General features: G+C 66.6%; 25 protein-coding genes. 13 read left to right on the top strand and 12 right to left on the bottom strand.

The genetic code is table 11. The features are described 5' to 3' along the window. Positions 1-3: 3 nt before the first annotated feature. From L1892_RS07665 to L1892_RS07650, 4 genes are all read right to left on the bottom strand, one after another. Positions 4-147, bottom strand: a complete 144-nt coding sequence (locus L1892_RS07665) for a hypothetical protein (RefSeq protein WP_235722976.1) — start codon at positions 145-147, stop codon at positions 4-6. A gap of 193 nt (positions 148-340) precedes the next feature. Beyond that, positions 341-1,534, bottom strand: a complete 1,194-nt coding sequence (locus tag L1892_RS07660; RefSeq protein WP_235722975.1) for an NAD(P)/FAD-dependent oxidoreductase — start codon at positions 1,532-1,534, stop codon at positions 341-343. Between the two features lie 24 nt (positions 1,535-1,558). Further along, a complete protein-coding gene (locus L1892_RS07655; RefSeq protein ID WP_235722974.1) occupies positions 1,559-2,812 on the bottom strand; it encodes an allantoate amidohydrolase in 1,254 nt (417 codons plus the stop codon). Then, positions 2,809-3,354, bottom strand: a complete 546-nt coding sequence (locus L1892_RS07650) for a HutD/Ves family protein (protein ID WP_235722973.1) — start codon at positions 3,352-3,354, stop codon at positions 2,809-2,811. The genes L1892_RS07655 and L1892_RS07650 overlap by 4 nt, the downstream gene beginning before the upstream one ends. Positions 3,355-3,432: 78 nt before the next feature. On the opposite strand from L1892_RS07650, the gene L1892_RS07645 reads away from it, so the two are divergent. The 10 genes from L1892_RS07645 (at position 3,433) to pcaC (ending at position 13,070) form a co-directional block, all read left to right on the top strand. After that, a complete protein-coding gene (locus tag L1892_RS07645; RefSeq protein ID WP_235722972.1) occupies positions 3,433-4,320 on the top strand; it encodes a LysR substrate-binding domain-containing protein in 888 nt (295 codons plus the stop codon). Between the two features lie 128 nt (positions 4,321-4,448). After that, entirely contained in the window at positions 4,449-5,795 is a 1,347-nt protein-coding gene (gene glnT, locus L1892_RS07640; protein ID WP_235722971.1) for a type III glutamate--ammonia ligase, read from the top strand. 55 nt (positions 5,796-5,850) lie between these two features. Then, complete coding sequence (locus tag L1892_RS07635) at positions 5,851-6,759, top strand: class II glutamine amidotransferase domain-containing protein (RefSeq protein WP_235722970.1); 909 nt, start codon at positions 5,851-5,853, stop codon at positions 6,757-6,759. Further along, on the top strand, positions 6,747-7,439 hold the full coding sequence (locus L1892_RS07630; protein WP_235722969.1) for a GltB/FmdC/FwdC-like GXGXG domain-containing protein: 693 nt from the start codon (positions 6,747-6,749) through the stop codon (positions 7,437-7,439). The genes L1892_RS07635 and L1892_RS07630 overlap by 13 nt, the downstream gene beginning before the upstream one ends. 17 nt (positions 7,440-7,456) lie before the next feature. Next, positions 7,457-8,788, top strand: coding sequence for an FMN-binding glutamate synthase family protein (locus L1892_RS07625; RefSeq protein WP_235722968.1), 1,332 nt, complete (start codon positions 7,457-7,459; stop codon positions 8,786-8,788). A gap of 123 nt (positions 8,789-8,911) precedes the next feature. Beyond that, positions 8,912-10,087, top strand: a complete 1,176-nt coding sequence (locus L1892_RS07620) for a 4-hydroxybenzoate 3-monooxygenase (protein WP_372474984.1) — start codon at positions 8,912-8,914, stop codon at positions 10,085-10,087. After that, complete coding sequence (gene pcaH, locus L1892_RS07615) at positions 10,072-10,908, top strand: protocatechuate 3,4-dioxygenase subunit beta (RefSeq protein WP_372474981.1); 837 nt, start codon at positions 10,072-10,074, stop codon at positions 10,906-10,908. The genes L1892_RS07620 and pcaH overlap by 16 nt, the downstream gene beginning before the upstream one ends. Next, on the top strand, positions 10,905-11,459 hold the full coding sequence (gene pcaG, locus L1892_RS07610) for a protocatechuate 3,4-dioxygenase subunit alpha (RefSeq protein ID WP_235722966.1): 555 nt from the start codon (positions 10,905-10,907) through the stop codon (positions 11,457-11,459). Before pcaH ends, pcaG begins: the two co-directional genes overlap by 4 nt. Then, the gene (locus tag L1892_RS07605) at positions 11,456-12,673 is read left to right on the top strand and encodes a lyase family protein (RefSeq protein WP_235722965.1); all 1,218 of its coding nucleotides are present in this window, start codon (positions 11,456-11,458) and stop codon (positions 12,671-12,673) included. Before pcaG ends, L1892_RS07605 begins: the two co-directional genes overlap by 4 nt. A 19-nt stretch (positions 12,674-12,692) precedes the next feature. Beyond that, positions 12,693-13,070: a 4-carboxymuconolactone decarboxylase gene (pcaC, locus tag L1892_RS07600; RefSeq protein WP_235722964.1), complete on the top strand. Its 378-nt coding sequence runs from the start codon at positions 12,693-12,695 to the stop codon at positions 13,068-13,070. Positions 13,071-13,083: 13 nt separating this feature from the next. Here pcaC and L1892_RS07595 read toward each other — a convergent pair whose 3' ends face one another. Both L1892_RS07595 and L1892_RS07590 read right to left on the bottom strand, forming a co-directional pair. Beyond that, the gene (locus L1892_RS07595) at positions 13,084-14,664 is read right to left on the bottom strand and encodes a DUF222 domain-containing protein (protein ID WP_235722963.1); all 1,581 of its coding nucleotides are present in this window, start codon (positions 14,662-14,664) and stop codon (positions 13,084-13,086) included. Between the two features lie 186 nt (positions 14,665-14,850). Continuing rightward, complete coding sequence (locus L1892_RS07590; protein WP_235722962.1) at positions 14,851-15,399, bottom strand: TetR/AcrR family transcriptional regulator; 549 nt, start codon at positions 15,397-15,399, stop codon at positions 14,851-14,853. 154 nt (positions 15,400-15,553) lie between these two features. On the opposite strand from L1892_RS07590, the gene L1892_RS07585 reads away from it, so the two are divergent. Then, positions 15,554-16,750, top strand: a complete 1,197-nt coding sequence (locus tag L1892_RS07585) for a cytochrome P450 (protein ID WP_235722961.1) — start codon at positions 15,554-15,556, stop codon at positions 16,748-16,750. A 47-nt stretch (positions 16,751-16,797) separates the two neighbouring features. Then, entirely contained in the window at positions 16,798-17,571 is a 774-nt protein-coding gene (locus L1892_RS07580) for an IclR family transcriptional regulator (RefSeq protein WP_235722960.1), read from the top strand. Between the two features lie 5 nt (positions 17,572-17,576). On the opposite strand, the gene L1892_RS07575 is transcribed toward L1892_RS07580, so the two are convergent. The 5 genes from L1892_RS07575 to L1892_RS07555 form a co-directional block, all read right to left on the bottom strand. Further along, a complete protein-coding gene (locus L1892_RS07575) occupies positions 17,577-18,641 on the bottom strand; it encodes a polyhydroxyalkanoate synthase family protein (protein ID WP_268900087.1) in 1,065 nt (354 codons plus the stop codon). A gap of 49 nt (positions 18,642-18,690) precedes the next feature. Further along, positions 18,691-19,839, bottom strand: coding sequence for a serine hydrolase domain-containing protein (locus L1892_RS07570; protein ID WP_235722959.1), 1,149 nt, complete (start codon positions 19,837-19,839; stop codon positions 18,691-18,693). 114 nt (positions 19,840-19,953) lie between these two features. Next, positions 19,954-21,612 (bottom strand): class I adenylate-forming enzyme family protein, encoded by a 1,659-nt coding sequence (locus L1892_RS07565; protein ID WP_235722958.1) that lies wholly within the window; start codon positions 21,610-21,612, stop codon positions 19,954-19,956. After that, a complete protein-coding gene (locus tag L1892_RS07560) occupies positions 21,609-22,562 on the bottom strand; it encodes a cyclase family protein (RefSeq protein ID WP_235722957.1) in 954 nt (317 codons plus the stop codon). The genes L1892_RS07565 and L1892_RS07560 overlap by 4 nt, the downstream gene beginning before the upstream one ends. 152 nt (positions 22,563-22,714) lie before the next feature. Then, the gene (locus tag L1892_RS07555) at positions 22,715-23,554 is read right to left on the bottom strand and encodes a TetR-type transcription factor C-terminal domain-containing protein (RefSeq protein WP_235722956.1); all 840 of its coding nucleotides are present in this window, start codon (positions 23,552-23,554) and stop codon (positions 22,715-22,717) included. 105 nt (positions 23,555-23,659) lie between these two features. On the opposite strand from L1892_RS07555, the gene L1892_RS07550 reads away from it, so the two are divergent. Beyond that, on the top strand, positions 23,660-25,333 hold the full coding sequence (locus L1892_RS07550; protein ID WP_235722955.1) for a class I adenylate-forming enzyme family protein: 1,674 nt from the start codon (positions 23,660-23,662) through the stop codon (positions 25,331-25,333). 93 nt (positions 25,334-25,426) lie between these two features. On the opposite strand, the gene L1892_RS07545 is transcribed toward L1892_RS07550, so the two are convergent. Continuing rightward, entirely contained in the window at positions 25,427-26,578 is a 1,152-nt protein-coding gene (locus L1892_RS07545; protein ID WP_235722954.1) for an acyl-CoA dehydrogenase family protein, read from the bottom strand. Positions 26,579-26,594 lie beyond the last annotated feature (16 nt).

The raw sequence follows: 26,594 nt of genomic DNA, 5'->3' as shown, positions 1-26,594 counted from the left end.
CCATCATCGGCTCTGCGCCCCCAACGAGAAGCCCGCGTTGTAGAAATTGTTGCTTTTCCCGGTGACCAGGTCGGCCGCCAGTACCCCGAACGCCGGGCAGAACTTGAAGCCCTTGCCGGACAACGCGGTCAGCATCGAGTACCGCACCGGCTCCCGGGTTCAGATCGGGAAAGAAGTTTCCCGCCCAGCGGTTGATCCTGGCGAGATCCGCACGGCTGACGACCGGCAGGTCCATCTCTGCCCAATGTGCCGTTCGATGTCGTGCTCGTGCTCGATCTGTGAATGCACCTGCAGTGACGGGTGAGGTCAGGCCGACGCCGAGACATCGGCCCGACCCGTCTCATCGCATCTCGCCGGCCCCCTCATAGGGATTGAGGCTCAGCAGCAGATCGCCCTCGGCGAATCGCGAGTACCGGAAGTCGTGCGGGTCGACGTTCTTCAGCGTCGTCGAACCGCTGAGCAGCAGATCGGCGACGAGCTTGCCGACGGCGGGCGAGATCTTGAAGCCGTGACCGGAGAATCCGGTGGCCAAGAAGAGTCCGTCGACCGGCGCGGGGCCGATGATCGGGTTGTAGTCCGGCGTCACATCGTAGGCACCGACGTAGCTGCTGGTGATGCGCGGATCGGGCATGTCGGGCAGGCGGTGACCGGCCTTCATGATGATCTTGTCGACGGTGGATTCGTCGGCGCGGTTGATGTAGTTGTCCGGATCGATGTACTGCGGCGCAGAGTGATCCGAGTTCCCCATCAGCAGTTCGCCGTTGGGTTCGCGACAGATGTAGGACAGGCCTGCCAGGTCGGACAGCACCGGCACGACCGGCGTCGGCTCACCCTGATCGACCAGCACCAGCTGTGCCCGTTGCGCGCGGACGTCGACCGGCACACCGACGGGTGCGGTGAGCGCGGGGGTCCACGGGCCGGCCGCGACTATCACCGTGTCGGCGTGAATGGTGTCCCCGTTGGCAAGTGCGGCGCCGACGACGCGGCCGTTCTCGCCCTGGAGGAGTTCGGTCACCGTGGTGGACTGACGTACCTTCACTCCGAGCTTGCGGGCCGCGGCAGCGAACGCCATGCCGGCCATGTATGCCTCACCACGCCCGCCGAGCGGCTCATAGGCGAAGGCGGCGAAGTCGTCGAGGTGCAGGCCCGGCCACAGCTCGGCCATAGTGTCGTGGCCGATGAGCGACACATCGATGCCGAGGCCCTGCATCATCTCGACGTTGGCGTGCAGTGGCGCGAGGTTGTTCTCGCCGACGCCGACGACATAGCCGCATTGTTGGAAGGCCATGTCGTCGCCGAACAGTTCGGTGGCGCGGGTGAAGATGTCGACGCCGTACCAGCTCATCGCGGCCAGCGACGGGTTGCCGTAGTGGCAACGGACGACGCCGCTGGACTTGCCGGTCATCCCGGAGCACAGCGTGTCCCGTTCGACGACGAGGACGTCGGTCTCGCCCTGATCGGCCAGCGACCAGGCGATGGCGAGGCCTTCGAGGCCGCCGCCGACGATGAGGAAACGTGTGGTGGTGGAGGTCATGGGTGAGTTCACTTTCTCCTGGATTCAGGGCTGGGTCAGAAGGTTGGCGAGAACGGTGGCGAGGGCGTCGCCGCCGGCATCGGCGTCAGGGTCCTCGACGTACTCTTCGGGGGAGTGCGAGATGCCGGTGGGGTTGCGGACGAACAGCATCGCCGTGGGGATTTCCTCTTTGAGAACGCCGGCGTCGTGTCCGGCGCCGGTCGGCAGGATCGGGGCGTCGGGCAGGATGTCCGAGAGCCGGCCGCGCAGGCCGGGATGGAAGTCCACCCGTGGACTCATCGACGCCTCGGTCAGCGTCATCGAGCAGCCCTCGGCCCCAGCATGTTCGCGGGCGACGGCAGCGATGTCGGCGACCAGCGCGGCCACCACAACGTCGTCGGAGTGGCGGATGTCGAGCCAGACGTCGACCCGTGACGCGATCACGTTGCTGCCGCCCGGAATCGGATCGAGTTTGCCGACGGTGGCCCGGGCGCCGTCGACGGCCCGGCCGAGTCGTCGGACGTCCAGAACCGTTGCGGCGGCGGCGAGCATGGGGTCGCGACGCCCGTCCATCAGGGTGGTGCCGGCGTGATTGCCCTGGCCGCTGAACGATAGTCGCCACCGTCCGTGGCCGAGAATCGACGACCCGATCGCGATGGCGCGGCCCTGGTCGATCAGACCGCGTCCTTGCTCGACATGCAGTTCCACGAAGCAGCCGATCTGCGACAGCCGCTCGTCGTCGCGGCCCAAGCCGGCGGGATCGAGTCCGTTGCGGGCCGCGAGGTCGGCGAAGGTGGTGCCGTCGGCGTCGGTGAGCGCGGCAGCCCGTTGGGGGGTGACCGCGCCGGTCATCAACTGCGAACCCAGGCAGGCCAATCCGTAGCGTGAGCCCTCCTCCTCGGGGAAGACCGCCAGCGCGAGGGGACGCTCGGGCACCACCGAACCGGCCTGCAGGGAGTCGATGGCTGCCAGAGCGGACGCGACACCGAGCGGGCCGTCGAAGGCGCCGCCACCGGGAACCGAATCGAGGTGACTGCCGGTGACCACCGCGTCGGCGAGGGGGAGCCGGGTGGGGTTCCACCACGCCCAGATGATGCCGTTGCGGTCCTGCTCGATGTCCAGTGATCGTGCCCGGGCGGCTGCGATGAACCATTCTCGAAGCTCGAGCTCGGCAGCGGAGTACACCGGACGGCTGTAACCGCCACGGGCGCTGTCGGTGCCGATGTCGGCGATCTCGGCCAGCAAGCCGCTCACCGAGGTCGTGCGGGCGACAGTCGTGCGGGCAATGGACTCGGTCATGGGTTCTCCTCGGGTTGCAGTCGGACGGCGGCGACAGTTGCGGCGCCCCGGATCTCATGACGGATATCGGCGAGAAACACGGTGTCCCAGCGTCGTAGGTCGTGCTCGCCGACGACGAGTCGGCCGGCGAGTACCATCCACGCGATCCCGTCGTCCGGCCCGGGGCTGACGCTGCCCCGGATGTGGCGCAGGGACAGTTCCCCGAGGCACCTGCCGCGCCTGGTCATCAGATTGAGCAGACGCGTCGGCCGGCGAGTGGGGGTGGCGTCCACGACGTCCTCTCCGGCGAAGCTCACGCGATCGAGCAATGCGATCGTGCGAGCGGCCCCGTTGATGGTGAGGTCGAGTGGCTCATCGCCCACGACGACGGCCGTTCGATCCAGGCCGGGGAACCGTGAGAACCGGCCGGGGACAGCGATGTCGGCGATGCTGAGGGTCCAGTCCGGGGTGTCGGGAGGTCCGCCGGTGGAGATCCGTCGGGTGACGCCGAGGCAATTGCGCCATGGAGTGGCGACAAGGTCTGCCGCGCGCACGATCGTCATATCCCCAGTAGACGGCGGTCATTGACAAAACTCCAATACGTATTTGACGAAGACTTATCCGCTGGACAGAATAATTGGATGGAGCTGCGTCATCTTCGGTACTTCCGTGTCCTGGCCGATGAACTGCACTTCGGACGGGCCGCGGCCCGTTTGCACATTTCCCAGCCGCCGCTGACGGCGCACATCAAGGACCTCGAACGCGAGGTCGGTGCCCGCCTCTTCGATCGGACGACGCGGCGGGTGGAGTTGACGGGAGCCGGTGCGGTGTTCGCCGAACGGGTCGAGCTGCTGCTCGCCGACCTCGACGATGCGGTCACCGAGGTGCGCGACCATGCGGCGGGTCGTCGGGGGCGTATTCGGGTCGGCTTCGTCAGTTCGGCGAGCGGGACCGTGCTGCCGCCGGGGCTGCGGATCTCCCGTGAGATCCACCCTGACGTCCGGGTAGATCTCTCCCCGTTGACAACTCGCGAGCAACTCGATGCGCTCGCGGCGGGCTCCCTCGACGTCGGACTCATTCGATCCGGAGGAGCAGACCCGGGACTGACCGTCGAATCACTGTTCGCCGAACCCATGGTCGCGGTGCTCCCGGCGGAGCACGCTCTGTGCTCGCGCGAGCTCATCGACGTCGATGAGCTCGTCGACGAGCGGCTGATTCTGTTTCCCAGTGACCTGATGCCGGCATATGTGGCGCAGATCTGGGCTCTGTTCGGCACCATCGGGTCCGAGCCGCTGGTGGTGCAGGAGGCAATACACCACGAGACCGTCGTCGGGCTGGTATCGGCCGGAGTGGGCATCTCGATCCTGCCCGCGTCGGTAGAGCGGTTCCGTCCAGCCGACGTGGTGATCAGGCCCATCGCCGACGCGCCGATGACGGCGCTGCTCATCGCGCGGCCGGCCGATGATGCGAACCCCGCGGTCGACGGGTTCGTCGAATGCCTCCGTGCGGCGCAACGGATCGACGACTGAACGGTATCGACACACATCACTCACGACTCCGTAATCGGGCGGAAACAATCGAGATGTCTACTCGGTGTAGACAAAGTTTCCCAACAGGGGACATACTGAACTCGACATCCACACGACGGAGAATCACCATGACCGACCGCAACGAACTCGCCGACCTGTGCGAGGCCTCGGGGACGAAGTTCATCCTGGCTCTGTTCGTCGACCTCCGCGGCAAGCCGTGTGCCAAGCTCGTCCCGGTAGAGGCCGTCGACGAACTGGCCACCGACGGAGTCGGCTTCGCGGGCTACGCGGTGGGCGCCATCGGACAGGAACCCAAGGACCCCGATCTGATCGCGATTCCCGATCCGGCCTCGTTCACCCCGATCCCGTTCATCAAAGAGGGTCTTGCCGTCGTGCACTGTGACCCGCATGTCGAGGGCAAGCGGTGGCCGTTCGCGCCGCGCAACATCCTCAAGTCGCTGATCGCGCAGGCTGCCGACGCCGGCTTCGAGCCGTGGGTGGGTGCCGAGGTCGAGTACTTCCTGCTCAAGCGGAACGCCGACGGCGAGCTCGTTACCGCCGATGACGCCGACGACTCGAACCAGCCCTGCTACGACGTCCGTGGCCTCACTCGCATGTACGACCACCTGACCGCGGTGTCCACCGCGATGAATCAACTCGGCTGGAGCAACTACGCCAACGATCACGAAGACGGCAACGGCCAATTCGAGCAGAACTTCAAGTACGCCGAGGCATTGACCACGGCCGACCGGGTGATCACCCTGCGCTATCTGTTGTCGACCATGGCGGCCGAGCGTGGCATGGTCGCCACCTTTATGCCCAAGCCGTTCGCCGAACGTACCGGTTCCGGTCTGCACTTCCATCTGTCGCTGACCTCCGGCGGTGCGCCGGTGTTTCCCGACTCGGCCGGCGAGGACGAGCGCGGACTCGGATTGTCGCCCACCGCCTACGGTTTCGTGGGCGGCGTGCTGGAACACGCATGCGCACTGCAGGCGCTGATGGCTCCGACGGTCAACTCCTACAAGCGAACCGGGGCTACGGCCACCCGGTCAGGCGCATCCTGGGCGCCGCGTCGCGCCACCTACGGCGGCAACGACCGAACCCACTTTGTGCGGGTCCCCGACGAACAGCGTGTTGAGTTGCGCGGGGGTGACGGCTCGGCCAACCCGTACCTGGCCATCGCGGCCGCGCTCGGCGCCGGACTCGACGGCGTCAAGCGCAGCCTCGACCCGGGCGAGATCGGTAGCTGCCCCGAGCACATCGACGCATTGCCGCTGACCTTGCTGCATGCTGTCGAGGCGCTCGACACTGACCCGGTGATCACCGGTGTGCTCAACGCCGCCGTACCCGACATCGAGGACGGCGCGAGTGGTCCGGTCTCGGAATACTTCTCCCGCCTCAAGCGCGAAGAGTTCTTCGCGTGGCATTCCGCGGTGTCCCCGTGGGAGATCGACAACTACCTGACCGCCTTCTAGAACCCTCACCGGCAGGTCCCAGCCAGAAACGTTTGAGAAAGACAAGGAAATCACCATGTGCGGAATCGTCGGGTTGCATCTGCGCAACCCCGAACTCCATCCACGCCTCGGCGAGCTCCTCGGCCAGATGCTCGGCGAGATGCAGGACCGCGGCGCGGACTCGGCCGGCATCGCCATCTACGGCGACCCGACGTGGTCGCCGGCCGGCCACGGATGTGTGTCGCTGCTGGAAACCGGTGTGGATGCAGCCGACCTGGATGCGGCCACCGCGGCCGTCGGCGCGGAGCTGGGTAGCGAGGTCACTGCACAGCTCGTCGACGACACCCTCGTCCTCGCCGCAGCCGCCGTCGACTCGGAAACGCTGCTCACCGCCGCAACCGCCGTCTACCCCACCGCCCTGGTCGCCGGTTTCGGTGCCGACCTCACCGTGCTCAAGGGTGTCGGCGCACCGCGTGATCTGGTGCAGTCCTGGGGACTTCCGAGCGCGAGCGGTTGGCAAGGTGTCGGCCACACGCGCATGGCGACCGAGTCGGCGGTGACCCCGTCGGGTGCGCATCCGTTCGCCGTCGGGCCCGAGCAGTGCCTGGTGCACAACGGATCGTTCTCCAACCACGCCACCATCCGTCGCGAGCTACGTGCCGAAGGGGTGTCCTTCGACAGCGAGAACGACACCGAAGTAGGCGCCCGCTTCGTCGCCCACCAGCTCGCACAGGGCAAGGACGTGGAGACCGCACTGAAGGAGGTGTGCACCACCTTCGACGGCTTCTACACCCTGCTGGTGTCCAACCACGATTCCTTCGCCGTGGTGCGCGACGCCATCGCCTGCAAACCGGCAGTCATCGCCGAAACCGACGACTGGGTCGCCATGGCCAGCGAGTACCGCGCGCTGGCGAACCTGCCCGGCGTCGAGAATGCACGTATCTGGGAACCCGAGCCTGAGGTGGTCTACGCATGGACACGCTGAATTCCAACACATTTGATCTCGCCACCACACCGCTCCGCGAGGTCAACGCTGCCCTTCACAACGATGACGTGTGCGGCGAGATCGTCATCGACCATCCCTCCGGTGCGCACAGTGTCGCCGCGGGCGTGAATGCGCCCGTCAAGATCACCGTCAACGGACACGTCGGCTACTACGCCGCAGGCATGAACCAGCAGGCCGAGATCACCATCAACGGCAACGCGGGAACCGGTGTGGCCGAGAACATGATGAGCGGCACCGTGGTCGTCAAGGGCAACGCGTCGCAGTCGGCCGGTGCCACCGCGCACGGCGGCCTCCTGGTGGTCGAAGGTGACGCGGCGGCGCGCTGCGGCATCTCGATGAAGGGCGTCGACATCGTCGTCGGCGGCAACGTAGGCCACAACAGCGCTTTCATGGCGCAGGCCGGCCGGATGGTGGTTCGCGGCGATGCCGGTGACGGACTGGGAGATTCGATCTACGAGACCCGCATCTACGTCCGCGGCGAGGTCGGCTCGCTCGGCGCGGATTGCGTCGCCAAGCCGATGCGTGCCGAGCACCTCGACGAATTGGCGGGTCTGCTGAAGGCCGCCGGCTTCAAGGATGACGATCCCAAGGACTACACCCGTTACGGCTCGGCCCGCGAGCTCTACCACTTCCACGCCGACAACACGTCAGCGTACTGAGCATTTCGGAGAACACCATGACCGACACCCGATCGATCGAACAGCGCGGGCTGCGCGAGTCCGCCACCTTCGACCGCACCACGATCGCCGCCATCCAGCGGGCCGCCGACACCGGCATCTACGACATCCGCGGCTGGGGCGCCAAACGCAAGCTGCCGCACTTCGATGATCTGCTGTTCCTGGGCGCTTCGATGTCGCGTTACCCGCTGGAGGGCTACCGCGAGCGCTGCGACACCGATGTCGTCCTCGGTAGCCGAAATGCCAAGTACCCATTGCATCTCGACACACCGGTCACGATCGCCGGAATGAGCTTCGGTGCGCTGTCGGCCGGGGCCAAGGAAGCGTTGGGGCGCGGTGCATCGGAGGTCGGGACGTCCACCACCACCGGTGACGGTGGCATGACGCCGGAGGAGCGGGGGCAGTCGAAGAACCTCGTCTACCAGTACCTGCCGTCGCGCTACGGCATGAACCCCGACGACCTGCGTCGCGCCGATGCGATCGAGATCGTGCTGGGTCAGGGCGCGAAGCCCGGCGGTGGTGGAATGCTGCTGGGCCAGAAGATCTCCGAGCGCGTCGCATCGATGCGTACCCTGCCGCAGGGCATCGATCAGCGCAGTGCGTGCCGGCACCCGGACTGGACCGGACCCGACGACCTCGCCATCAAGATCAACGAGTTGCGCGAGATCACCGACTGGGAGAAGCCGATCTACGTCAAGGTCGGCGCCACCCGCACCTACTACGACGTGAAGCTGGCCGTGCATTCGGGCGCCGACGTCGTCGTCGTCGACGGCATGCAGGGCGGCACCGCCGCGACCCAGGACGTGTTCATCGAGCACGTCGGTATCCCGACGCTGGCCGCGATTCCGCAGGCAGTGCAGGCGTTGCAGGAGCTGGGAGTTCACCGAGAAGTGCAGCTCATCGTCTCGGGCGGCATCCGCAACGGTGCCGATGTCGCCAAGGCGATGGCATTGGGTGCCGACGCGGTCGCCATCGGTACTGCCGCCCTCATCGCGTTGGGCGACAACGATCCCCGCTACGCCGCCGAGTACGAGGCATTGGGTTCGGCCGCCGGTTACTACGACGACTTCCAGGACGGCAAGGACCCGGCGGGCATCAGCACCCAGGACCCGGAACTGTCGGCGCGGTTCGATCCCGTCGAGGGGGGCCGTCGCCTCGCCAACTTCCTTCGGGTGATGACCATGGAGGCACAGACCATCGCCCGCGCCTGCGGCAAGGCGCATCTGCAGCACCTCGAGCCCGAAGACCTGGTGGCCATCACCATCGAGGCCTCGGCCATGGCGCGGGTGCCGCTGGCCGGCACGAGCTGGATTCCGGGCGCCGGGTTCTGAGGCGGCCCCCGACGACGCATGGCTTTCACTCAGTGAAAGCCATGCGTCGACTTCCGTGATCCCCGACTCCTATGGTCATGCCATCGCATCACCTCACAGGATCGGAGAGCGCCCATGAGTTCAATGGCCCCCACCCGCACCCGGGTGGCCATCGTCGGCGGCGGTCCGGCCGGCCTCATGTTGTCGCATCTGCTGTACGTCGCCGGCATCGAGAGCGTCGTCGTCGACAACCGCACTGTCGAGCAGATCGAGACGACCCACCGCGCCGGCATCCTCGAACGCGACAGCGTGCGCCTGCTGGTCGACTCGGGCGCCTCCGACCGGGTGCTCACCGACGGCCACGAACACGAAGGCATCTCGTTGCGCTTCGGTGGGGTGAGCCACCGCATCGACTTCCAGAAGCTGGCGGGCGCGTCCTGCTGGCTGTACCCGCAGACCGAGGTGTTCATCGACCTGCATCGCGCCCGTACCCGCGACGGTGGCGACCTGCGCTACGGAATCACCGACACCGAGGTCGTCGACGTCCTCGACACCCCGACTGTGCGCTACACCGATCCGCACGGTGTCCGGCACACGATCACCGCCGACCTCGTCGTCGGCGCGGACGGTTCCCGCAGCATCTGCCGCAAGCTCGTCGCCGACCCGCACATGTACTTCCGGGAGTACCCGTTCGCCTGGTTCGGTGTGATGGTGCAGGCGCCGCCGAGCGCACCCGAATTGATCTACAACCGCTCGCCGCAGGGTTTCGCGCTGATCAGTCAGCGCACCGACACCGTGCAACGCATGTACTTCCAGTGCGACCCCACCGAGGACCCCGAGGCCTGGTCCGACGATCGGATCTGGGAACAACTGCACACCCGGCTGTCCGGGTCCGACGGATTCCGGCTCCAGGACGGACCCGTCATCGAGCGGACTGTGCTGCCGTTCCGCAGCTTCGTGCAGTCGCCGATGCGACATGGCCGGCTGTTGTTGGCCGGTGATGCGGCACATACGGTTCCGCCTACCGGCGCCAAGGGGCTCAACCTCGCGCTGTCCGATGTGCGGGTGCTGGCCGAGGTCATCGAACGCGCGCTGAACAACAGCGACGACGACGCACTCGACACTTACACCGCGCGCGCCCTGTCGCGGGTGTGGAAGGCCCAGCACTTCTCGTACTGGATGACGACGATGCTTCACAACAGTTCGGACGCATCGGAATTCGACGAACAGCGCCAACTCGGTGAACTGGAGACGCTGGTCTCCTCCGAGGCCGGCTCCACCTATCTCGCGGAAGGGTACACAGGATGGCCACACCATTGATGTCCGGCGCCGACGAACAGTCGGACGTCATCGACCACGGCGGTGCGTCGTCGGATGCCGCAGCCGGTACACAGCGACAGATCAGTGACGAGATCGCCCACATCGCAACCGCATATGCCGACGGATTGACCGCCGGTGCGAGCCCCGAGACCCGCCCACGGCTCGACTATGCCCCCTACCGCTCCAGCTTGCTGCGGCATCCCACGAAGGACTTCCGCCACTCCGACCCCGAGGGCATCGAACTGTTCTCGCCCGCGTTCGGACACCGGGACGTCGACCCGTTGGAGGCGGACCTGACGATCCAACACGGCGGTGACCCCATCGGGGAGCGCCTCGTGGTGACCGGGCGAGTGCTCGATAGTGCGGGACGGCCGGTGCGCGGGCAGCTGGTCGAGGTGTGGCAGGCCAACGCGGCCGGTCGCTACATCCACAAGCGCGACCAGCATCCGGCGCCGATCGACCCCAACTTCACCGGCTTTGGGCGCTGCCTGACCGATGACGACGGCTGGTACAAGTTCACCACCATCAAGCCGGGGCCGTACCCGTGGAAGAACCACCACAATGCGTGGCGACCGGCGCATATCCACTTCTCGGTGTTCGGCACGGCATTCACCCAACGGCTCGTCACCCAGATGTACTTCCCCGGCGATCCGCTGTTCGCGTTCGACCCGATCTACCAGGCCATCGTCGATCAGCAGGCACGCGACCGTCTGGTCGCCGCCTACGACCACGATCTGACCCAACACGAGTGGTGCACCGGATACCGTTGGGACATCGTCCTGAACGGCGCCGGCCAGACCCCGATGGAGGAGGACCAGTGACCCTCACGCCGACCCCCGGCCAGACCGTCGGCCCGTTCTTCCACTACGCACTGCCCTTCGAGGGTGGTGCCGAGCTGGTGTCCGCCGGCCACCCTGAACGGATCAGGCTGCACGGCACGGTGTTCGACGGTGCCGGAGATCCGGTGCCCGACGCCCTGATCGAGATCTGGCAGCCCGACGGTGCGGGTAATGTCAGTTCGGCGACGGGCTCCCTGCGCCGCGACGGCTTCACCTTCACCGGTTTCGGACGTGCGCAGACCGACCGCGTCGGACACTACACGTTCGCGACGGTGGCGCCCGGCGCGGCGAACGAAGGCGGCGCACCGTTCTTCGCGGTGTGCGTGTTCGCACGCGGGTTGCTCGACCGACTGTTCACCCGCGCCTACCTACCGGTCAGTTCACCGGCACTCGCCGCGGATACGCTGTTGAACTCGGTGCCCGACGATTGCCGCGCCACCTTGATCGCCGAGAAGGACGCCGACGGCTACCGCTTCGACATCCATCTGCAAGGCGAGGTTGAGACGGTGTTCCTCGATCACGGCGGCCGATGAGTAATCTGCTCTGGCCGGGTGATCACCATGCCGGTGACTACTTCACCGACAGTGCGTTTCTGGATGCCATGCTGCGGGTGGAAGCGGCGTGGTCGGTGGCTCTCACCGAGGCCGGGGTGGCGCCGCCCGACGCGGCGGTGACCTACGACGTGTTGCGCGATCTGGTCGGTGACGCAGATCTGTCCGCCATCGCCGACGACGCGGAATCCGGCGGAAATCCGGTCATCCCGCTCGTGAAGATGCTTCGCGGCCGGGTGGACACGGTAGCCGCGGGCAGATGGCTGCACCGGGGGCTCACCAGCCAGGACGTCGTGGACACCGCGGTCATGCGCTGTGCCGCTGACACATCCGAGGCGGTCGCCGTCGAGCTGGAGCGCCAGGCCCGGATCCTGGCCGACCGTGCCGACGAACACCGGCACACCCCGATGGTGGCGCGCACCCTGACCCAGCACGCGGTGCCGACGACCTTCGGTCTCAAGGCGGCGATGTGGCTGCGTGGCGTGCTCGACGCGCGCGAGCAGGTCGCAGAAGTGTCCTTTGCGGTGCAGCTCGGCGGTGCGGGCGGGACGTCGGCGGCGGTCGTCGAACTCGCCGGCGGTGGCCCTGCCCGAGTGGCGGCCGAGACATCGACGATCGTGGCCCGTGAACTGGGTCTGGAGGCCACCACGCCGTGGCACGGTGCACGCAGCGCCGTGACCCGCATCGGTGACGCCGCCGTCACCTGCACCGACAGTTGGGCGCATATCGGCAACGATGTGCTCGCGCTGTCACGACCGGAAATCGGTGAGCTGACCGAGGGAGCCGGCGGCGGGTCGTCGACGATGCCGCACAAATCCAACCCGGTGCTGTCGGTACTCATCCGGCGGGCAGCGCTCGCCGCGCCGCCCTTGGCATCGAGTCTGCACCTGGCCGCGGTGGACACTGTCGACGAACGCACACCCGGGGGTTGGCACGTCGAATGGGACACGCTGCGGACCCTGTTGCGCCGCACCCTGGTCGCAGCCCGTCAGACCACGCGGCTCGTCGACGAACTGCGGGTCCACACCGACCGCATGGCGCACCGCCTTGCCGAGGCTGGCGACGCCGTCACCTCGGAGCAGACGACCATGGCCGAGATCGCCGGCCACACCCCGGCCGGTCAGTACCTTGGCGCCCCAGACTTCTACATCGACGCGCAACTCGAGCGCCTACGCACCATGACCAGGACACCATGACCAGGACAGGAGACCGATGATGAGCCGATACGACGACGGCATGGCGGTGCGACGCGAGGTCCTCGGCGACGCGCACGTCGACCGGGCGACCGACACCATCACCGACCTCACCCGCGACTTCCAGGAACTCATCACCGAATACGCGTGGGGCAGCATCTGGACGCGACCCGGCCTGGATCGTCGCAGCCGTTCGATGATCACGTTGACGGCACTGATCGCCCGCGGGCACCACGAAGAACTGGCCATGCATCTGCGCGCCGCGTTGCGTAACGGGCTGACTCGCGACGAGATCACCGAAGTGCTGCTGCAGTCGGCGATCTATTGCGGTGTGCCCGACGCGAACACGGCGTTCCGGATCGCGAACGGGGTGTTCGCGGAGATCGACGCGGCTCAGTGACCGCATGCTCTGACTAGTCGGTCTCGTCGGCCTCCCGTCTGCGGCGATTGCGCTCCCGTTCTTGTTGTCGGCGGGCGTGTTTGGCTTCTACCCGGGTCATGGATCGGGTGGGTGGTGGAGGCTTCGCGTTCCGGGGTGGTTCGGTGTCGTCGGGCGGCGCGGGTGGGTCTGGTGACGCGAACCGGATGCGGAGCAGTCCGGGGAACATGCTCTCGAGATTGTCGGGGTCGCCCTCGATCACCAGACCTTCCGGAGTTTTGAATTCGGTGCGAAGGCGGCCGCTGCGGTCGCGGTACATGTCGTCGACCCAGCGGCCGAAGGTTTTCAGGATGTGGAAGAACCGGCCCTTGATGTTCAGGTTCTCCGGCGCGGTCTGCCCACCTGCCGCCGGGTGGGCGTGGTTGTACTCGTGGACATGTTCGACATCGCCCTCGAACGCGGGAGTCGCATCGCCGGGCACCACGCTGTGTCCATCGCGCACCCGTACATAGGTGTCCAGCGCGGCCGAGGGGCGGTAGGGGTCGGAGGGCAGATGCGCGGGCAGGGTGAAGGTGCCATCCGGATTCTGCGGAGTGCCTTTCGGGACCAACCTCTTGACGATGGCGTCCGGTCGCGCTGCCAGGTCTCGCACGTGTTCGTCCGAGATCACTCCGTGCCCGTCGACGAACCCGGCGTTCTCGGCAGTGCCTGCGAGGGTTCCCTCGTCGCAGACGACGTGAATGACCACCTTGGCATCCACCGGCGGCACCGTGGCCGGCTCAGGAATCTCTGCGGCACAGTCCTCTCGGCCGCACAGACATTCGAACCGCGTGCCCGATAGCAATGCGAACATCGCATCCGAGGCGCGCTGCGCCTTCGTGCGTTCGTCATGAGCGCACACCGCGGCCGCCAGAGACTTGACGGCGGCCGCGGCGATACGGACGTTCTCCGCCGCCATCGTGGCAGAAATCTCGGCCATCCCATCTGGCTGCGGCTTGGTTGACATCCGCCGATCGGCCAGCGCGCGTCTGCGTGCTTCTCGGACCGCGTCCGGGTCGTGGCGGAAGACAACGCGGTCGATCATGTCTCGCAATCGCTCGGCGGACCACGCGCCACGATGCAGGTCCAACTCGGCCGCGATCTCGGCATCCACGTCGGCCATGCAGGCATGCCCGGTGAGCAGATCGGTCCGCGCAATGATCGTCGAGACCCGGGCCTGGGAGATCTGGCCGTTGCGGAGTCGCTCGGCGACCTCGGGAAGGCGATCCCGCAACGCGACTGCCTCCCGCAGGACCTGCTCGGCGGCATTCTGGGAAACACTCAGTGCCAACGCGATCCGAGCTGCGCAGTCGGCGAAACCGTCGACCACCAACATGTCCTCCGGACGTTTCCCATCGCCGACAATTCGGCGATGGAGCTCGGCGGCGAGCTGATAGTCGTGCCAGGCCAGATACGCTCGTCCGCGTTGGGACGAGGCCATCGACCCGAGCAGGCCATTGGTGTCTGCGTCTGCGACGTCATCGCCATGGAGACGCCCGGTGAAGAGTGGCGCGAGATCCGGCCATGGAGAGGGCTCACCCCACCACGACGACAACGCCCAATCGGGACCCGACACCGCCAGCACCTTTCAGAGAATGGACACGGCGAAACCACACGTCCCACATAGCTCTGAAAGTGACCGACCCCTGCGGGCCGATCCGGTGTCACATCAACACTTCGATTTCGCTGTTACCCAATGTATGCCATCGCACCGACAAGAATGGTCTCCGCAGTTCAACTCGGGTTTTGGTCCGGAGACCGATCACTCCGGATGAATCGCGCACACCAGGATCTCGACGAGCGCTCGTTCCTCGGTCGGGTCCCGCGGGGGGAGCGTCACGATGGACAGGATCGATCGGATCGCGAAGCGGACCTGCACGCCGTCGGCCGCGTCGAGGCCCATCAGCTCGGCTGCGGTCGCGATGATCGTCGGCGAGTGGATGACGGTGTCCGCCGCGGCGTAGACCCGACGCGATTCGACGAACTGCCGGATCACCGGGTCGGCGCGAATCGCTCGCACGGCCACGGTGATCGCAAGGAGCGCCCGCTCTCGCCCTTCGAGACCGGCGACCGACTTCTCGACCTCGGTGACCACGGCCGCCGAGGAGAACGCCCACACCGCCTCGAGCAACTGCTTCTTGCCGCCGACGTGACGGTAGACGGTCGCCCGCGAACAGTGGGCTCGACGTGCGAGGTCGTTGAGGTCGAACCGGTCGAGGCCGGCGCCGCCGATCATCTCTGTCGCGAGTGCGTAGAGGCGATCGCGGGCCGTTTGGTTGCGGTCGCCATTCACCAGCCAGTCATCTGTCATGTTCTCAGTGTGAGACATCTGGCTGAGATGTTTCACCCGTTTGTCGAGGTCGGGCACACGGCATGAGACGGCGCGCACCACGACCAGACATCCGATGTGTCGACTTTCCCGCAACCTGTTGCTCTGTACGCGCGATGGAGTCGACGCTGGTCAGGTGCATGATCTGGACAACCCCTATCCGTACTACGAGACGTTGCGGACCGACACGCCGGTGGCCCGGCTCGCCGACTCCCCGTTCTACGTGGTGACGAGCTGGGATCTGATTGCCGAGGCCGTGGCCCGGCCCGATCACTTCTCGTCAAATCTCACCGCGACGATGGTGTGGAACGCCGATGGCACCGTGACCACGTACCCGATCGCGGAACTGGATTCACCCATCCACGCGCTCGCCACCGCCGACGACCCGGCGCACCGGGACCATCGCAGGATGGTGATGCCGTCTCTGGTCGCCAAACGTATCGGTCAACTCGAACCGTTCATCGATCACACCGTGAAGCGACTGTGGGACAGCGGAATCGACAGCAACGGAATCGACGGCAACCGGATCGACTGGATGACGGCGGTCGCGCACCGGGTGCCCATGGCCGTCGTCGCCGAACTCCTGGGATTCCCGACCTACGACATCGACGACCTGATCCGCTGGTCGTTCGCGACCACCGTGCTGCTCGACGGAGTGGTGACCGCCGAACAGTTGACGGCGGCCACTCAGGCAGCGACCGAACTCGGCGGCCACATCGCTGAATCCTTCACTGCGACCCGCGACGATCCGGGCGGCGGCGTCATGGGCGACCTCGCGACCCTGGTGAACCGAGGCGACCTCGATGAGTCGACAGCGATCATCATGCTCATTCAACTCGTCGCGGCCGGGGCGGAATCCACCGTCAGCCTCCTCGGCAACGCCGTGTGGCTGCTCGGCGAGCAGCCGGAACTGGTCGGACAACTGCGGGACAATCGTGATCTCGTGCGCCTCTTCGTCGAGGAGGCGCTGCGCGTCGAATCGCCGTTTCGCGGTCACTACCGCCACGTCGTGCACGACACCACACTGGGGGACGTGGCATTGCCCGCCAACTCCCACCTCTATCTGATGTGGGGCGCCGCCAATCGCGACGCCGAGCACTTTGATGAGCCGGACCGGGTGAACCTGGATCCGGTGGTGCGGCGACCACACATGGCGTTTGGGAAAGGGCTACATCTGTGTGTCGGAGCCGCACTGGCGCGACTCGAGGCGCGGGTCGCGGTCAATTGCCTGCTTGATGCCACCACCGACTTCACGGTTCATGGTGAGAATCCGCAGTGGGAGCGAAGCCTGCTGGTGCGTCGACTGCGAACATTGCCGCTGACCGTGACCTGACGGAGCTCGAGCTCGCTACACTCGATTCCACTGAGTGAAAGGCGACGATGGCAGGTAACACGGGCTCCCCGGGCCAATCGGTGGCCGCGCGCACGCTGGCGGTGCTCGCCGCCTTCGACCGCACCCACCGCGCGTTGACCCTCACCGAGATCGCCGAGCGCGCCGACCTTCCGGTGCCGACGACGCATCGCCTGGCCCGCGAGCTCGAGTCATGGGGCGCGCTGACCCGTCGGCCCGACACCCGCTACGTCATCGGACGGCGGCTGTGGGATCTGGGGCTTCTGGCCCCGATCCAATCGGGTATCCGGGAGGTCGCCGCGCCCTTCTTGCAGGACTTGTACGCCGCGACGTTCGCCACCGTGCATCTCGCCGTCCGAGAGGGGATCCAGGTGCTGTATCTGGATCGACTCTCGGGCCGGGCGTCCGTCCCCGTGGTGAGCCGGGTCGGCAGCCGACTCCCGTTGCACTGCACCGGAGTCGGCAAGGTCCTACTCGCGCATGCGCCCGACGAGATACGGCGTGAGGCGATGAGTGACCTGCGCCCGATGACGCCGCACACGATCGTCGCGCCCGGGGTGTTGGAGCCACAACTCCGCCAGATCCGGCAGCAGGGCTACGCGACCACCACCGAGGAGATGACGCTGGGCGCCTGCTCGATCGCGGTGCCGATCCGCCGGGGCGAGGATGTGGTTGCCGCACTCGGGGTGGTGGTGCCGTCGCTGGGGCGCAACCGCGCGTCCTTGGTGGGCGCTGCGCAGGTGGCGGCGCAGGGAGTCGGCCGCACGTTGGGCGGGGGCCTGCCGCCCCCCGCGACGGTCTGAGCGGGTCAGATGTCCGCGCGGTCCAGGCCGGTCAAGAACTCGTCGACCCGCGGCCACGTCTGCGCGGTCGCCTCGCTGCCTGCGATCAGACCCAGATGGCTGGTCTCGACGGTGGTGAAGTGCACCTCGGGCGAGTCGGCGAAGATCTCCACGCCGTGTCGCGCTGCACCCCAGCTGACGATCGCGTCGCGATGGCTGCCGAACAGCTGGATCGGGAGCGCGATGGATGTGAGGTCGATGCTGCGATCACCGAATCGCAGTACGCCGCCGGCGATTTCGTCGCGGAAAACAAGATTTTCCCACATCTGCTCGGCCAGCTTGCCGGGATATCCGGGCAGCGCCTCCTGGAACCAGTCGATGACCTGCATCCGCGCCAACGCCTCCGTGTTGTCCGCGTTGCGGAGGATGTAGCCGGGCTTCTTGAACTCGCGTTCCCACGCCGTCGCGCGGTACCCGAGGCGCACCAGCGGCGCCGGGATGCCGCCCATCGCTTTCAGCGCGTACGTCACCGGAGCGGGACCGATCGGCCGGATGAGCGTCTTCACCAACGGATACGGCTGTACCAGCGAATAATTCAGCGGTGTGCCAACTGCGGTGATCGACCGGACGGGCAGGTCGGGATGTGCGGCGGCGGTGAGGAACGCGACGGTGCCGCCCAGGCTCCATGCGGCGAGGTCTACTGTGCTCGAAGTGTCGCCGTAGTCGGCGAGCACGTGTCCGATGGCGGCGGGGACGATGTCGTCGCAGAAGTCCTCGAAACCGAGATGGCGGTCGGCATAACCCATCTCGCCGAAATCGATCACGTACGGGATGCGTCCGGTCGCCAGCAGTGTCGCGACCACCGACATGTCCGGCGCCAGGTCGTAGCAGCGGGCCGGAACCGCGAGCGGCGGGATCAGCAGGACCGGTGAGCGTCCTGCATTGCGAGCCGCATCGACGTCGGCGGTGGTTCCGTAGCGGCGTAGCGTCCGATGCCGCCCCTCGGAAAGGGTGACGTGCGAGGTGGGCTGGTCATCGGCCACGCGTTCACCGCGCGTCAGGCGGTAAAGGGTACGGACACCGTCGAGCATGGGCACCTTCCGGTCTCGTTGGGACACGGGGTGCGATCCTACGGGAGGCTCAGCCGGCGGCAGCCAGGATGGCCCGCGTGTAGGCCTCGGAGCGGTCGGATCCGATGATGCCCGGTGCCATCTTGTTCATGACGTAGGAGATGGTCATCTTCTGCAGCGGGAACATCACAGTGATCGACCCTCCCCATCCACCCCAGAAGCAGATCCGTTCGTCGGGGAGTGAGGGCACGGTCGCGGGTTCGGGAAGACCGAATCCGATTCCCCAGCGCAGCGGCACGCCCAGAACGAGGTCGTCGCCGCGCGTCTGTTCGTCGAAGATCTGATCGATCGTCTTCTCCGTCAGCAGCTGCACGCCGTCGACGGTCCCGCCGCGGGAGATCACCGACATCGTTCGTACGAGGGCGCGGGCGTTGGTGTGGCCGTTCAGTGCCCCCATGTCGGCACGACGCCACTCGATGGTGTTTGCGGCGGCGGCTGACGCCACTGGCCCGGTGAAGGTCTTGAACATCGGCGAATCGGTGGGCAGTGCCGCGATGTCGATCGGCAGCGGTGGGGGTGGGATCACCTCGGCGATCCGTGCGTCGTCGTCCGGCCCTGCACCGATCTGTAGATCGACTCCCAGCGGGCCGGCGATCTCGTCGGCGACGAACTGTGTGAGATGTTTGCCGGTTACCCGGCGGACGATTTCGCCCAAGAGGTGGCCCTGGTTCTGCGCGTGATAACCCGACGCGGTGCCGGGTTCCCACCACGGGGCCTGGCGAGCGAGGTGTTCGACCGAGGTGTCCCAGTTGTACATGTCGGTGAGCTCGAACGGCTGATCCCACCCCGAGACCCCCGAGGTGTGCGCCATGATGTGGCGGACCTCGATATCGTCTTTGCCGTTCTGGGCGAATTCCGGCCAGTAGGTTGCGACCGGTGCGTGTAGGTCGACGAGTCCTCGGTCGGCCAGCATGAGGACCGCGAGCGCGGTGACCTCCTTGGTGGTCGACCACACGTTGACGATGGTGTCGCGCTCCCACGGAAGTGTTCGGGCGGCGTCGCGGAACCCGCCCCAGACATCGACCATCAGTTCGCCGTCGACGTCGACGGCGATGGCCGCACCGAGTTCGTTGCCTGAGTCGATTTGGGCGGCAAGCTCATCGCGCACCCGCTCGAACTTCGGATCGATGTGACCGTGGACGTCGGGTGTCTCGGACATGTCGGACTCCTTGCCGGACGACCGCGGTGTCGCCCTCTCGGCCGACCGTAGAACATGTTCCGGCGGCCCGGTTGCGGTTTGCGCCGGTTGCCGGCACAAACCGCAACCGCCGACTCATCCTGCGTCGCGCAGCTCGCGGCGCAGGATCTTGCCGGTGACCGTCTTCGGGAGCTCGCAGACGATCTCGACCTCGCGCGGATACTTGTAGGCGGCCATCTGCTCCTTACAGAACTCGACGAGCTCGGCGGTGTCGACCGTCGCGCCGTCCTGCAGTGACACATAGGCCTTGACGGTCTCGCCGCGATACTCGTCGGGCACCCCGATCACGGCAGCCTCCCGCACCGCGGGATGGGTGTACAGCACGTCCTCCACCTCGCGTGGCCACACCTTGTAGCCCGACGCGTTGATCATGTCCTTCTTGCGATCGACCACGTAGAACCAGCCGTCGCTGTCCATGAATCCGACGTCGCCGGTCTTCAGTGCACCGCCGGGAATCGATTCGGCCGTCTTGTCCGGCTTGTTCCAGTAGCCCTTGACCACCTGCGGACCGGATGTGACGAACTCGCCGACTTCGCCGACGGGAAGGTCTTCGCCATCCTCCCCGACCACCCGGACGACCGTGTTGAACACCGGCACTCCCACCGACAGTGCACCCGAGGTCGCGTCGACGGGCGCCCGAACACCGAGCGGGACACCGTGTGACGGCGACGACGTCTCCGTCAGCCCGTAGATGTTGTGGATGTAGGCGCCGAAGTCCTGCTCGAGCCGGTCGGCCATCGCCGGTGCGATCGGCGCGCCACCGGAGTAGAGAATACGCAGACTCTCGAAGTCGGCCGGTGTGGCACCGGGGGCGGCGGACAACGCGTTGAACGCGGTGATCGCCGCGACGGTGAACACCGGCCGGCGTTCGCGGATCGCGTCGAGCGTGACGTCCGGGGCAAACCGGTGTGTCAGCGTCAGCGGTGCCCGCACCAGCATCGCGATCATCACATGTCCCACGAGTCCGGTGATGTGGAACAACGGCGCGACGCCGAGCACCCCCTCGCCCGGTTTCAGACCCGTCCAGTCGCGGTAGGTCTGCGCGTTGAACGCCAGGTTTCCATGAGTGTTCATGGCGCCCTTGGGTTCTCCGGTGGTACCGCTGGTGTAGGTGAGGACGGCGACATCGTCGGCGGTGAGGGTCGGCGCCGGCAACGACGATCCGTCGAAGCCGTCGATCGTCTCGACCAGATCGCGGGTGCCGGGATTGCGGCGGCGCTCGACGCCGGCGAACAGCCGAGGATCATCGCGCGTCTGAAAGTCGAGCGGAGACGTCGTGAAGACCGTTCGGACCGCCGTCTTCCCGGTGGCGATGACCGGCGCGGCCACATCGTCGTAGAGGTCGTCGAGGGTGAGCAACGCCGTTGCGCCGGAATCGACCAGCATGTAGGTGAGTTCGCGCTGCTTGTTCATCGGATTGATCGCGACGGCGATACCGCCGGCCTTCCATGCCGCCACGATCCCGATGATGAAGGCCGGATTGTTCTGAACGTAGACCGCGAGACGATCACCGGCCGAGAATCCATCGCCGACGAGTGCGGACGCCAGCGCCGTCGCGGCCCGATCCACGTCGGCGAAGGTCAGCGTCGCGTCGAAGTAGTAGAGAAAAGGGCTGTCCGGCTCGGCCGCCACCGCAGCATCGAACACGTCGAGGGCGGTGGTGTACTCGGCCTCGATGTCGGCCGGGCTGCCCGCCGGATAGCGGGTCAGCCACGGCCGATCGGCGTAACTCACTTGATCACCACCGGGTTCACGGGTGCGCCGGTGGCCCGGTGGATCTTCAGCGGCGCAGCCACATAGAAGAACTCGTAGACCCCGTCGGCGGCACAATCCGCGGCGAGTTTCTCCAGGTCGCAGATCTCGGTGAAGGCGATGCCCAGGTTGCGCATCAGCGCATTGTGCAGAACCAACGCGACCCCGTTGTGCGGGTCGGTGGTGACCTCGTTGGCGATGGTGTCGGTGACCAGATTCGGGATCTCCTTGTCCTGGAACCACTTCACCAGTTCTGCGGAATGCACCAAGCCGGGTTCGCAGAAGTCGTCGTAGAACTTGTCGCCCTGCTGGAAGAACAGTTGGAGGTGATTGGTGCGGATGAGCAGGATGTCGCGCGGTTTGATCTCGATACCCTGTGCCGCGGCGCACTTCTCGAGGTCGGTGTGGTCGAAGGTCTCGCGCGGCCCGAGGCAATCCACCCCCCTGAAGCGGGCCATGTCCAGCAGGACCGCGCGACCGGCGACGCCACGTTGTGCGATCGGCTCGACGCTGGCCTTGTCCAGGCCGCCCACGGTGGTGCGGGCGTCATACCCGTTGTAGATCTGGCCGTCGTACCAGACGTGGCCGAGTGCGTCGTACTGCGTGGACCCCTGCAGGAAGGCGTCGATCTTGTCGTCGGCGTAGTGCAGACCGCCCGGGAAGGCCGGGCCGTCGCCGCCCTCATCCCAGTTGGACTCGTCGAAGATCATCTCGCGGGTCGCCGGGCTGCGGCCGGGCCACACCGGATCGCCCTCGGGGTCGCCGATGAGTCGCTGCAGCGTGAACAGTTCGCCCTTCTTGATCAGGCCGACGCCGGCGAGGACCTGCTCGGCGGTGAGGTAGTTGAGGCTGCCGACCTCGTCGTCGGCGCCCCATTTGCCCCAGTTGGAGGGGGAGTCGGCGAGCAGTTCGGTGAGATCGGGTGCAGTCATGGGACGCCTCTCCAGTGAGTCGATGTGAGTGGACTGAACGATTCGAGCGAACGTTCGGAAAGTTCAGGTGAGATGAGGATCACAGGATTCGGGGCGTCCGTCAAGGGGTTTCGCCGAAGTCGAAAAGGGATGTCGGACAGGCGGATTTCGGTTCAGCGGGGCTGAACAAGCATCATCGCCAGGGCGTGATCGGCGTAGTCGTGGGCGACCTCGGCAGGCGTCTTCGGTCCGGCGGTGGAGAACCAGTAGGGCAGGGCCATGCACATGGTGGCGACGACCCGCGCGGTGCCACGCGGATCCGGCGATGCGAAGGAACCGTCGGCGGCCGCGGCGACGGCCGCATCGTCGAGGCGGGCCTGCAGGCGTCGGCGGGCGTCGAGGATGACGCTGCGGTCGGGTTCCTCGAGGCTACGCATCTCGGTGGCCGTGATGAACGCCAAGTCTCGGCGTACCGCATGGCAGAGCGCCAGCGCCTCGACCATCAGCGCAAAGCGCTCAGCAGGCCGCTCGCCCTCGGCATCCGCTGCCAGCACGCGCCATTCGATGTCGGCCATCGTCTGGGTCATGAGCGTCACCAAGAGATGCTGCTTGCTCCGGTGATAGTGGTAGATGCCGGCCACGCTGCTGTCGGCGGCGGTCGCCACCAGGCGCATCGTCGCACCGTGATAGCCGACGTCGGTGAACACCTCGACCGCGGCACGTAGCGCCGGGTCGAGATCGAGATCGCTGAATCGGCGCCAGTCGGAGGTGGGTGTGGCCCCGAGGGTGTCGGACTGGCGGGCGGGTGGCGGACTCACCAGGTGGCCGGGCGAGACGTCGAGGCGCCGGGCGATCTGGTGCAGGCGATCGATCGTGAGCGCGACCTTGCCGTTCTCGATGGCGCTCATCGTCCCGACGCTGACCCCGATGTCGGCGGCCAGGGCGCGCAGGGTCAGGCCGGACTGCACACGCGCCTGGCGGACCGCCGGTCCGGTCAGGTTCTGTTCAGCCATGCTGAACACGGTAGCGCTGTGTAACACGGTAGCGCTGTGTGCCGGTCACCGTAGACTTCACCCGACGATGTCGACTCCTCGGGGGGACGGAAAGGTGACGGTCGGGTGAGTGCCTACGACGACCGGCCGTGGCTCGCCCATTACGGCGGACGGCCCGCACATCTGCGGGTGGAGTTCGGTACCGCGATGGACATGTTCGACGCCGCGGTCGCGGCAGCCCCGGATGCCCCGGCCGTGCACTACTTCGACTCCACGCTCACGTGGTCCGGCCTCGATCACGCATCGGACGCGTTGGCTGCGTTGCTGCTGGCCCGTGGATTCGGTCCGGGCGACCGGTGTGCCCTGTTCGTCCAGAACGATCCGGCGTTCGTGATCGGTCTGGTGGCGGCGTGGAAGGTGGGTGGTGTCCCGACCGCGATCAGTCCGATGAGCAAGGTGGACGAGTTCACCTGGTTCCTGCAGCGTTACCGGCCGGCGGCGTTGCTGGCGCTCGATGATCTGTACCTCGAGGTCGTCCGGCCCGCGATTGCCGATGACCCGGGCATCGCGGTTCCGGTGGTGGTGACGGTCAGTGGGTTGGACGGACAGACGCGCGACGATCCGCGGCTGTTCGCGGGTCTGCGTCGCCATCGGCCCCCGGACACGATCGACCTCGCGGCACTCGTCGCCGGGTTCGATGGTCCGGCACCGCGGCGGCGACCCGTGGGTCCGGCCGATGTCGCCGCGCTGTTGCCGACGTCGGGCACGACCGGCTTTCCCAAAGGCGCCCGGATCAGTCATGCCAATCTGACGTTCAACACCCAGATCTACCGCGAATGGACCGGAGTCGACGTCGGGGAGCCGATTCTGGCGCTGGCGCCGGTCTTTCACGTCACCGGTCTCGTGGGAGCGGTGACCCTGGCGATGCTGCTCCGGTCGCCGGTCGTGGTGACCCATCGCATCCTGCCGGCCGTGATGGCCGACGCGATCCGCGAGTGGCGGCCGGTGTTCGCGGTCGCCGCGATCACCGCCTACATAGGTCTTGCCGACGAGTCCGACATCACGCCGGCGGAGATGTCCTCGCTGCGTTTGCGTTACTCGGGCGGCGCGCCGATCGAACCTGCGGTGGCGGAGCGGCTCGAGGAGGCCCTCGGCGGATACGTGCACAACATCTACGGACAGACCGAGACGACGTCACCGTCGCACATCGTGCCACCGGAACTGCGTTCGCCGGTCGACGAGGAGACCGGGGTGCTGTCGGTCGGGGTGCCGGTGTCGAGCACGGTGGTGCGGGTGGTCGACGACGACGGCCGCGATCTTCCGGTCGGTGAGATCGGCGAATTGGTGACGAGCGGACCGCAGGTCATCGACGGCTACTGGGACGACCCGACGGCCACTGCGGCCGCACTGACCGGCGGCGAATTGCGTACCGGCGATATCGGTTTCATGGACGATGCCGGCTGGTTCTATGTCGTCGACCGCAGGACCGATGTGATCAACGCGGCGGGCTACAAGATCTGGCCGCACGAGGTGGAAGCGGTTCTGGCCAAGCATCCCGATGTCGCGGAAGCGGCGGTCGTCGGCATCCCGGACGACTATCGCGGTGAGTCGGCGAAGGCGTATGTGGTGTTGCGCGCGGGCTCGCCGACGACCGAAGCCGATCTCGTCGAGCACTGTCGCGTCCGGCTTGCGGCCTACAAGTATCCGCGGGAGATCGAGCTGGTGGGTGCGCTGCCGCGTTCGGCGACCGGAAAGTTGTTGCGACGCGAGTTGCGTGGTCAGTCGGCGATCCGACCGTGACTGAAATCGGCCCCGTGAGGGCGATCCGAGGGGATATCCCCTCGGCGCCACCTCACGGGGCCGATTTCAGTCAGGCTGCGGTGCGACCGCGATCTACAGACCCAGATCCCGGCCGATGATGTCCTTCATGATCTCGGTGGTGCCGCCGAAGATCGTCTGGATACGAGAATCGGTGTAGGCGCGGGCAACCCGGTACTCGTTCATGTAGCCGTAGCCGCCGTGCAGCTGCACGCACTGGTCGATGACGCGCTTACCCAGCTCGGTGCACCACCACTTGGCCTTGGAGGCGTCCACCGCGGTGAGCTCACCGTCGACGACGGCCTGCAGGCAGCGGTCGATGTACTGCTCGGCGATGTCGAGTTCGGTGGACATCTCGGCGACGACGAACCGGTTGTGCTGGAAGGTGCCGATCGGCTTGCCGAAGGCCTTGCGGTCCTTGACGTACTGCAGCGTCTCCTCGTACACGGCGCGGGCGCCGGCGATGGCGCCGACGGCGATCGACAGCCGCTCCGACGGCAGGTTCTGCATCAGGTGGTAGAAGCCCTTGTTCTCCTCGCCGAGGAGGTTCTCCCGCGGGACGCGCACGTCGTTGAAGTGCAGTTCGGCGGTGTCGGCGGACTTGAGACCCATCTTGTCCAGCTTGCGTCCGCGCTCGAAGCCCTCCATGTCGCGCTCGACGACGAGCAGCGAGAACGCCTTGTGGCCGGCGGCCGGGTCGGGATTTGTGCGGCACACCACCACGACCAGATCGGAGTTGATGCCGGCCGAGATGAAGGTCTTGCTGCCGCTGAGGATGTAGTGGTCACCGTCGAGCTTGGCCGACGTCTTGATACCGGCGAGGTCGCTACCGGCGCCGGGCTCGGTCATCGCGACCGCGAGGATCGTCTCACCGGTGGCCATACCGGGCATCCAGCGCTTCTTCTGCTCATCGTTGGCCAGATGCAGGAAGTAGGGGACCAGGACGTCGTTCTGCAGGCTCAGTCCCGGTGCCGCACTGCCGAAGCGCGCGAACTCCTCGACGACGACCGCGTTGAAGCGGAAGTCGTCGGAGACGCCGCCGCCACCGAACTCCTCGGGGATGTTGAAACCGAGCAAGCCGGCCTCGCCCGCCTTGGCGTATGCCTCACGGTCGACCTGGCCTGCGGCTTCCCACTTCTCGACGTTGGGCGCGCACTCGCGGGTCAGGAACTCGCGTGCGGTCTGGCGGAGCTGTTCGTGTTCTGCTTCGAAGACGGTGCGTTTCATGTGGTGAACTCCTTCG

Origin of the sequence: Gordonia tangerina, from assembly GCF_021556435.1 — a bacterium.
Taxonomy (GTDB): Bacteria; Actinomycetota; Actinomycetes; order Mycobacteriales; family Mycobacteriaceae; genus Gordonia; species Gordonia tangerina.
This window is presented reverse-complemented; position numbering and strand designations above follow the sequence as displayed.

Coding starts and splice junctions, on each gene's coding strand:
- pcaH (WP_372474981.1), top strand. CDS start 10,072: ATGGCCACACCATTGATGTCCGGCGCCGACGAACAGTCGGACGTCATC.
- L1892_RS07620 (WP_372474984.1), top strand. CDS start 8,912: ATGGCCCCCACCCGCACCCGGGTGGCCATCGTCGGCGGCGGTCCGGCC.
- L1892_RS07625 (WP_235722968.1), top strand. CDS start 7,457: ATGACCGACACCCGATCGATCGAACAGCGCGGGCTGCGCGAGTCCGCC.
- pcaC (WP_235722964.1), top strand. CDS start 12,693: ATGAGCCGATACGACGACGGCATGGCGGTGCGACGCGAGGTCCTCGGC.
- L1892_RS07570 (WP_235722959.1), bottom strand. CDS start 19,839: ATGTCCGAGACACCCGACGTCCACGGTCACATCGATCCGAAGTTCGAG.
- L1892_RS07630 (WP_235722969.1), top strand. CDS start 6,747: ATGGACACGCTGAATTCCAACACATTTGATCTCGCCACCACACCGCTC.
- L1892_RS07655 (WP_235722974.1), bottom strand. CDS start 2,812: ATGACCGAGTCCATTGCCCGCACGACTGTCGCCCGCACGACCTCGGTG.
- L1892_RS07590 (WP_235722962.1), bottom strand. CDS start 15,399: ATGACAGATGACTGGCTGGTGAATGGCGACCGCAACCAAACGGCCCGC.
- L1892_RS07605 (WP_235722965.1), top strand. CDS start 11,456: ATGAGTAATCTGCTCTGGCCGGGTGATCACCATGCCGGTGACTACTTC.
- L1892_RS07560 (WP_235722957.1), bottom strand. CDS start 22,562: ATGACTGCACCCGATCTCACCGAACTGCTCGCCGACTCCCCCTCCAAC.
- L1892_RS07650 (WP_235722973.1), bottom strand. CDS start 3,354: ATGACGATCGTGCGCGCGGCAGACCTTGTCGCCACTCCATGGCGCAAT.
- L1892_RS07555 (WP_235722956.1), bottom strand. CDS start 23,554: ATGGCTGAACAGAACCTGACCGGACCGGCGGTCCGCCAGGCGCGTGTG.
- L1892_RS07575 (WP_268900087.1), bottom strand. CDS start 18,641: ATGCTCGACGGTGTCCGTACCCTTTACCGCCTGACGCGCGGTGAACGC.
- L1892_RS07660 (WP_235722975.1), bottom strand. CDS start 1,534: ATGACCTCCACCACCACACGTTTCCTCATCGTCGGCGGCGGCCTCGAA.
- L1892_RS07645 (WP_235722972.1), top strand. CDS start 3,433: ATGGAGCTGCGTCATCTTCGGTACTTCCGTGTCCTGGCCGATGAACTG.
- L1892_RS07635 (WP_235722970.1), top strand. CDS start 5,851: ATGTGCGGAATCGTCGGGTTGCATCTGCGCAACCCCGAACTCCATCCA.
- L1892_RS07545 (WP_235722954.1), bottom strand. CDS start 26,578: ATGAAACGCACCGTCTTCGAAGCAGAACACGAACAGCTCCGCCAGACC.
- glnT (WP_235722971.1), top strand. CDS start 4,449: ATGACCGACCGCAACGAACTCGCCGACCTGTGCGAGGCCTCGGGGACG.
- L1892_RS07580 (WP_235722960.1), top strand. CDS start 16,798: ATGGCAGGTAACACGGGCTCCCCGGGCCAATCGGTGGCCGCGCGCACG.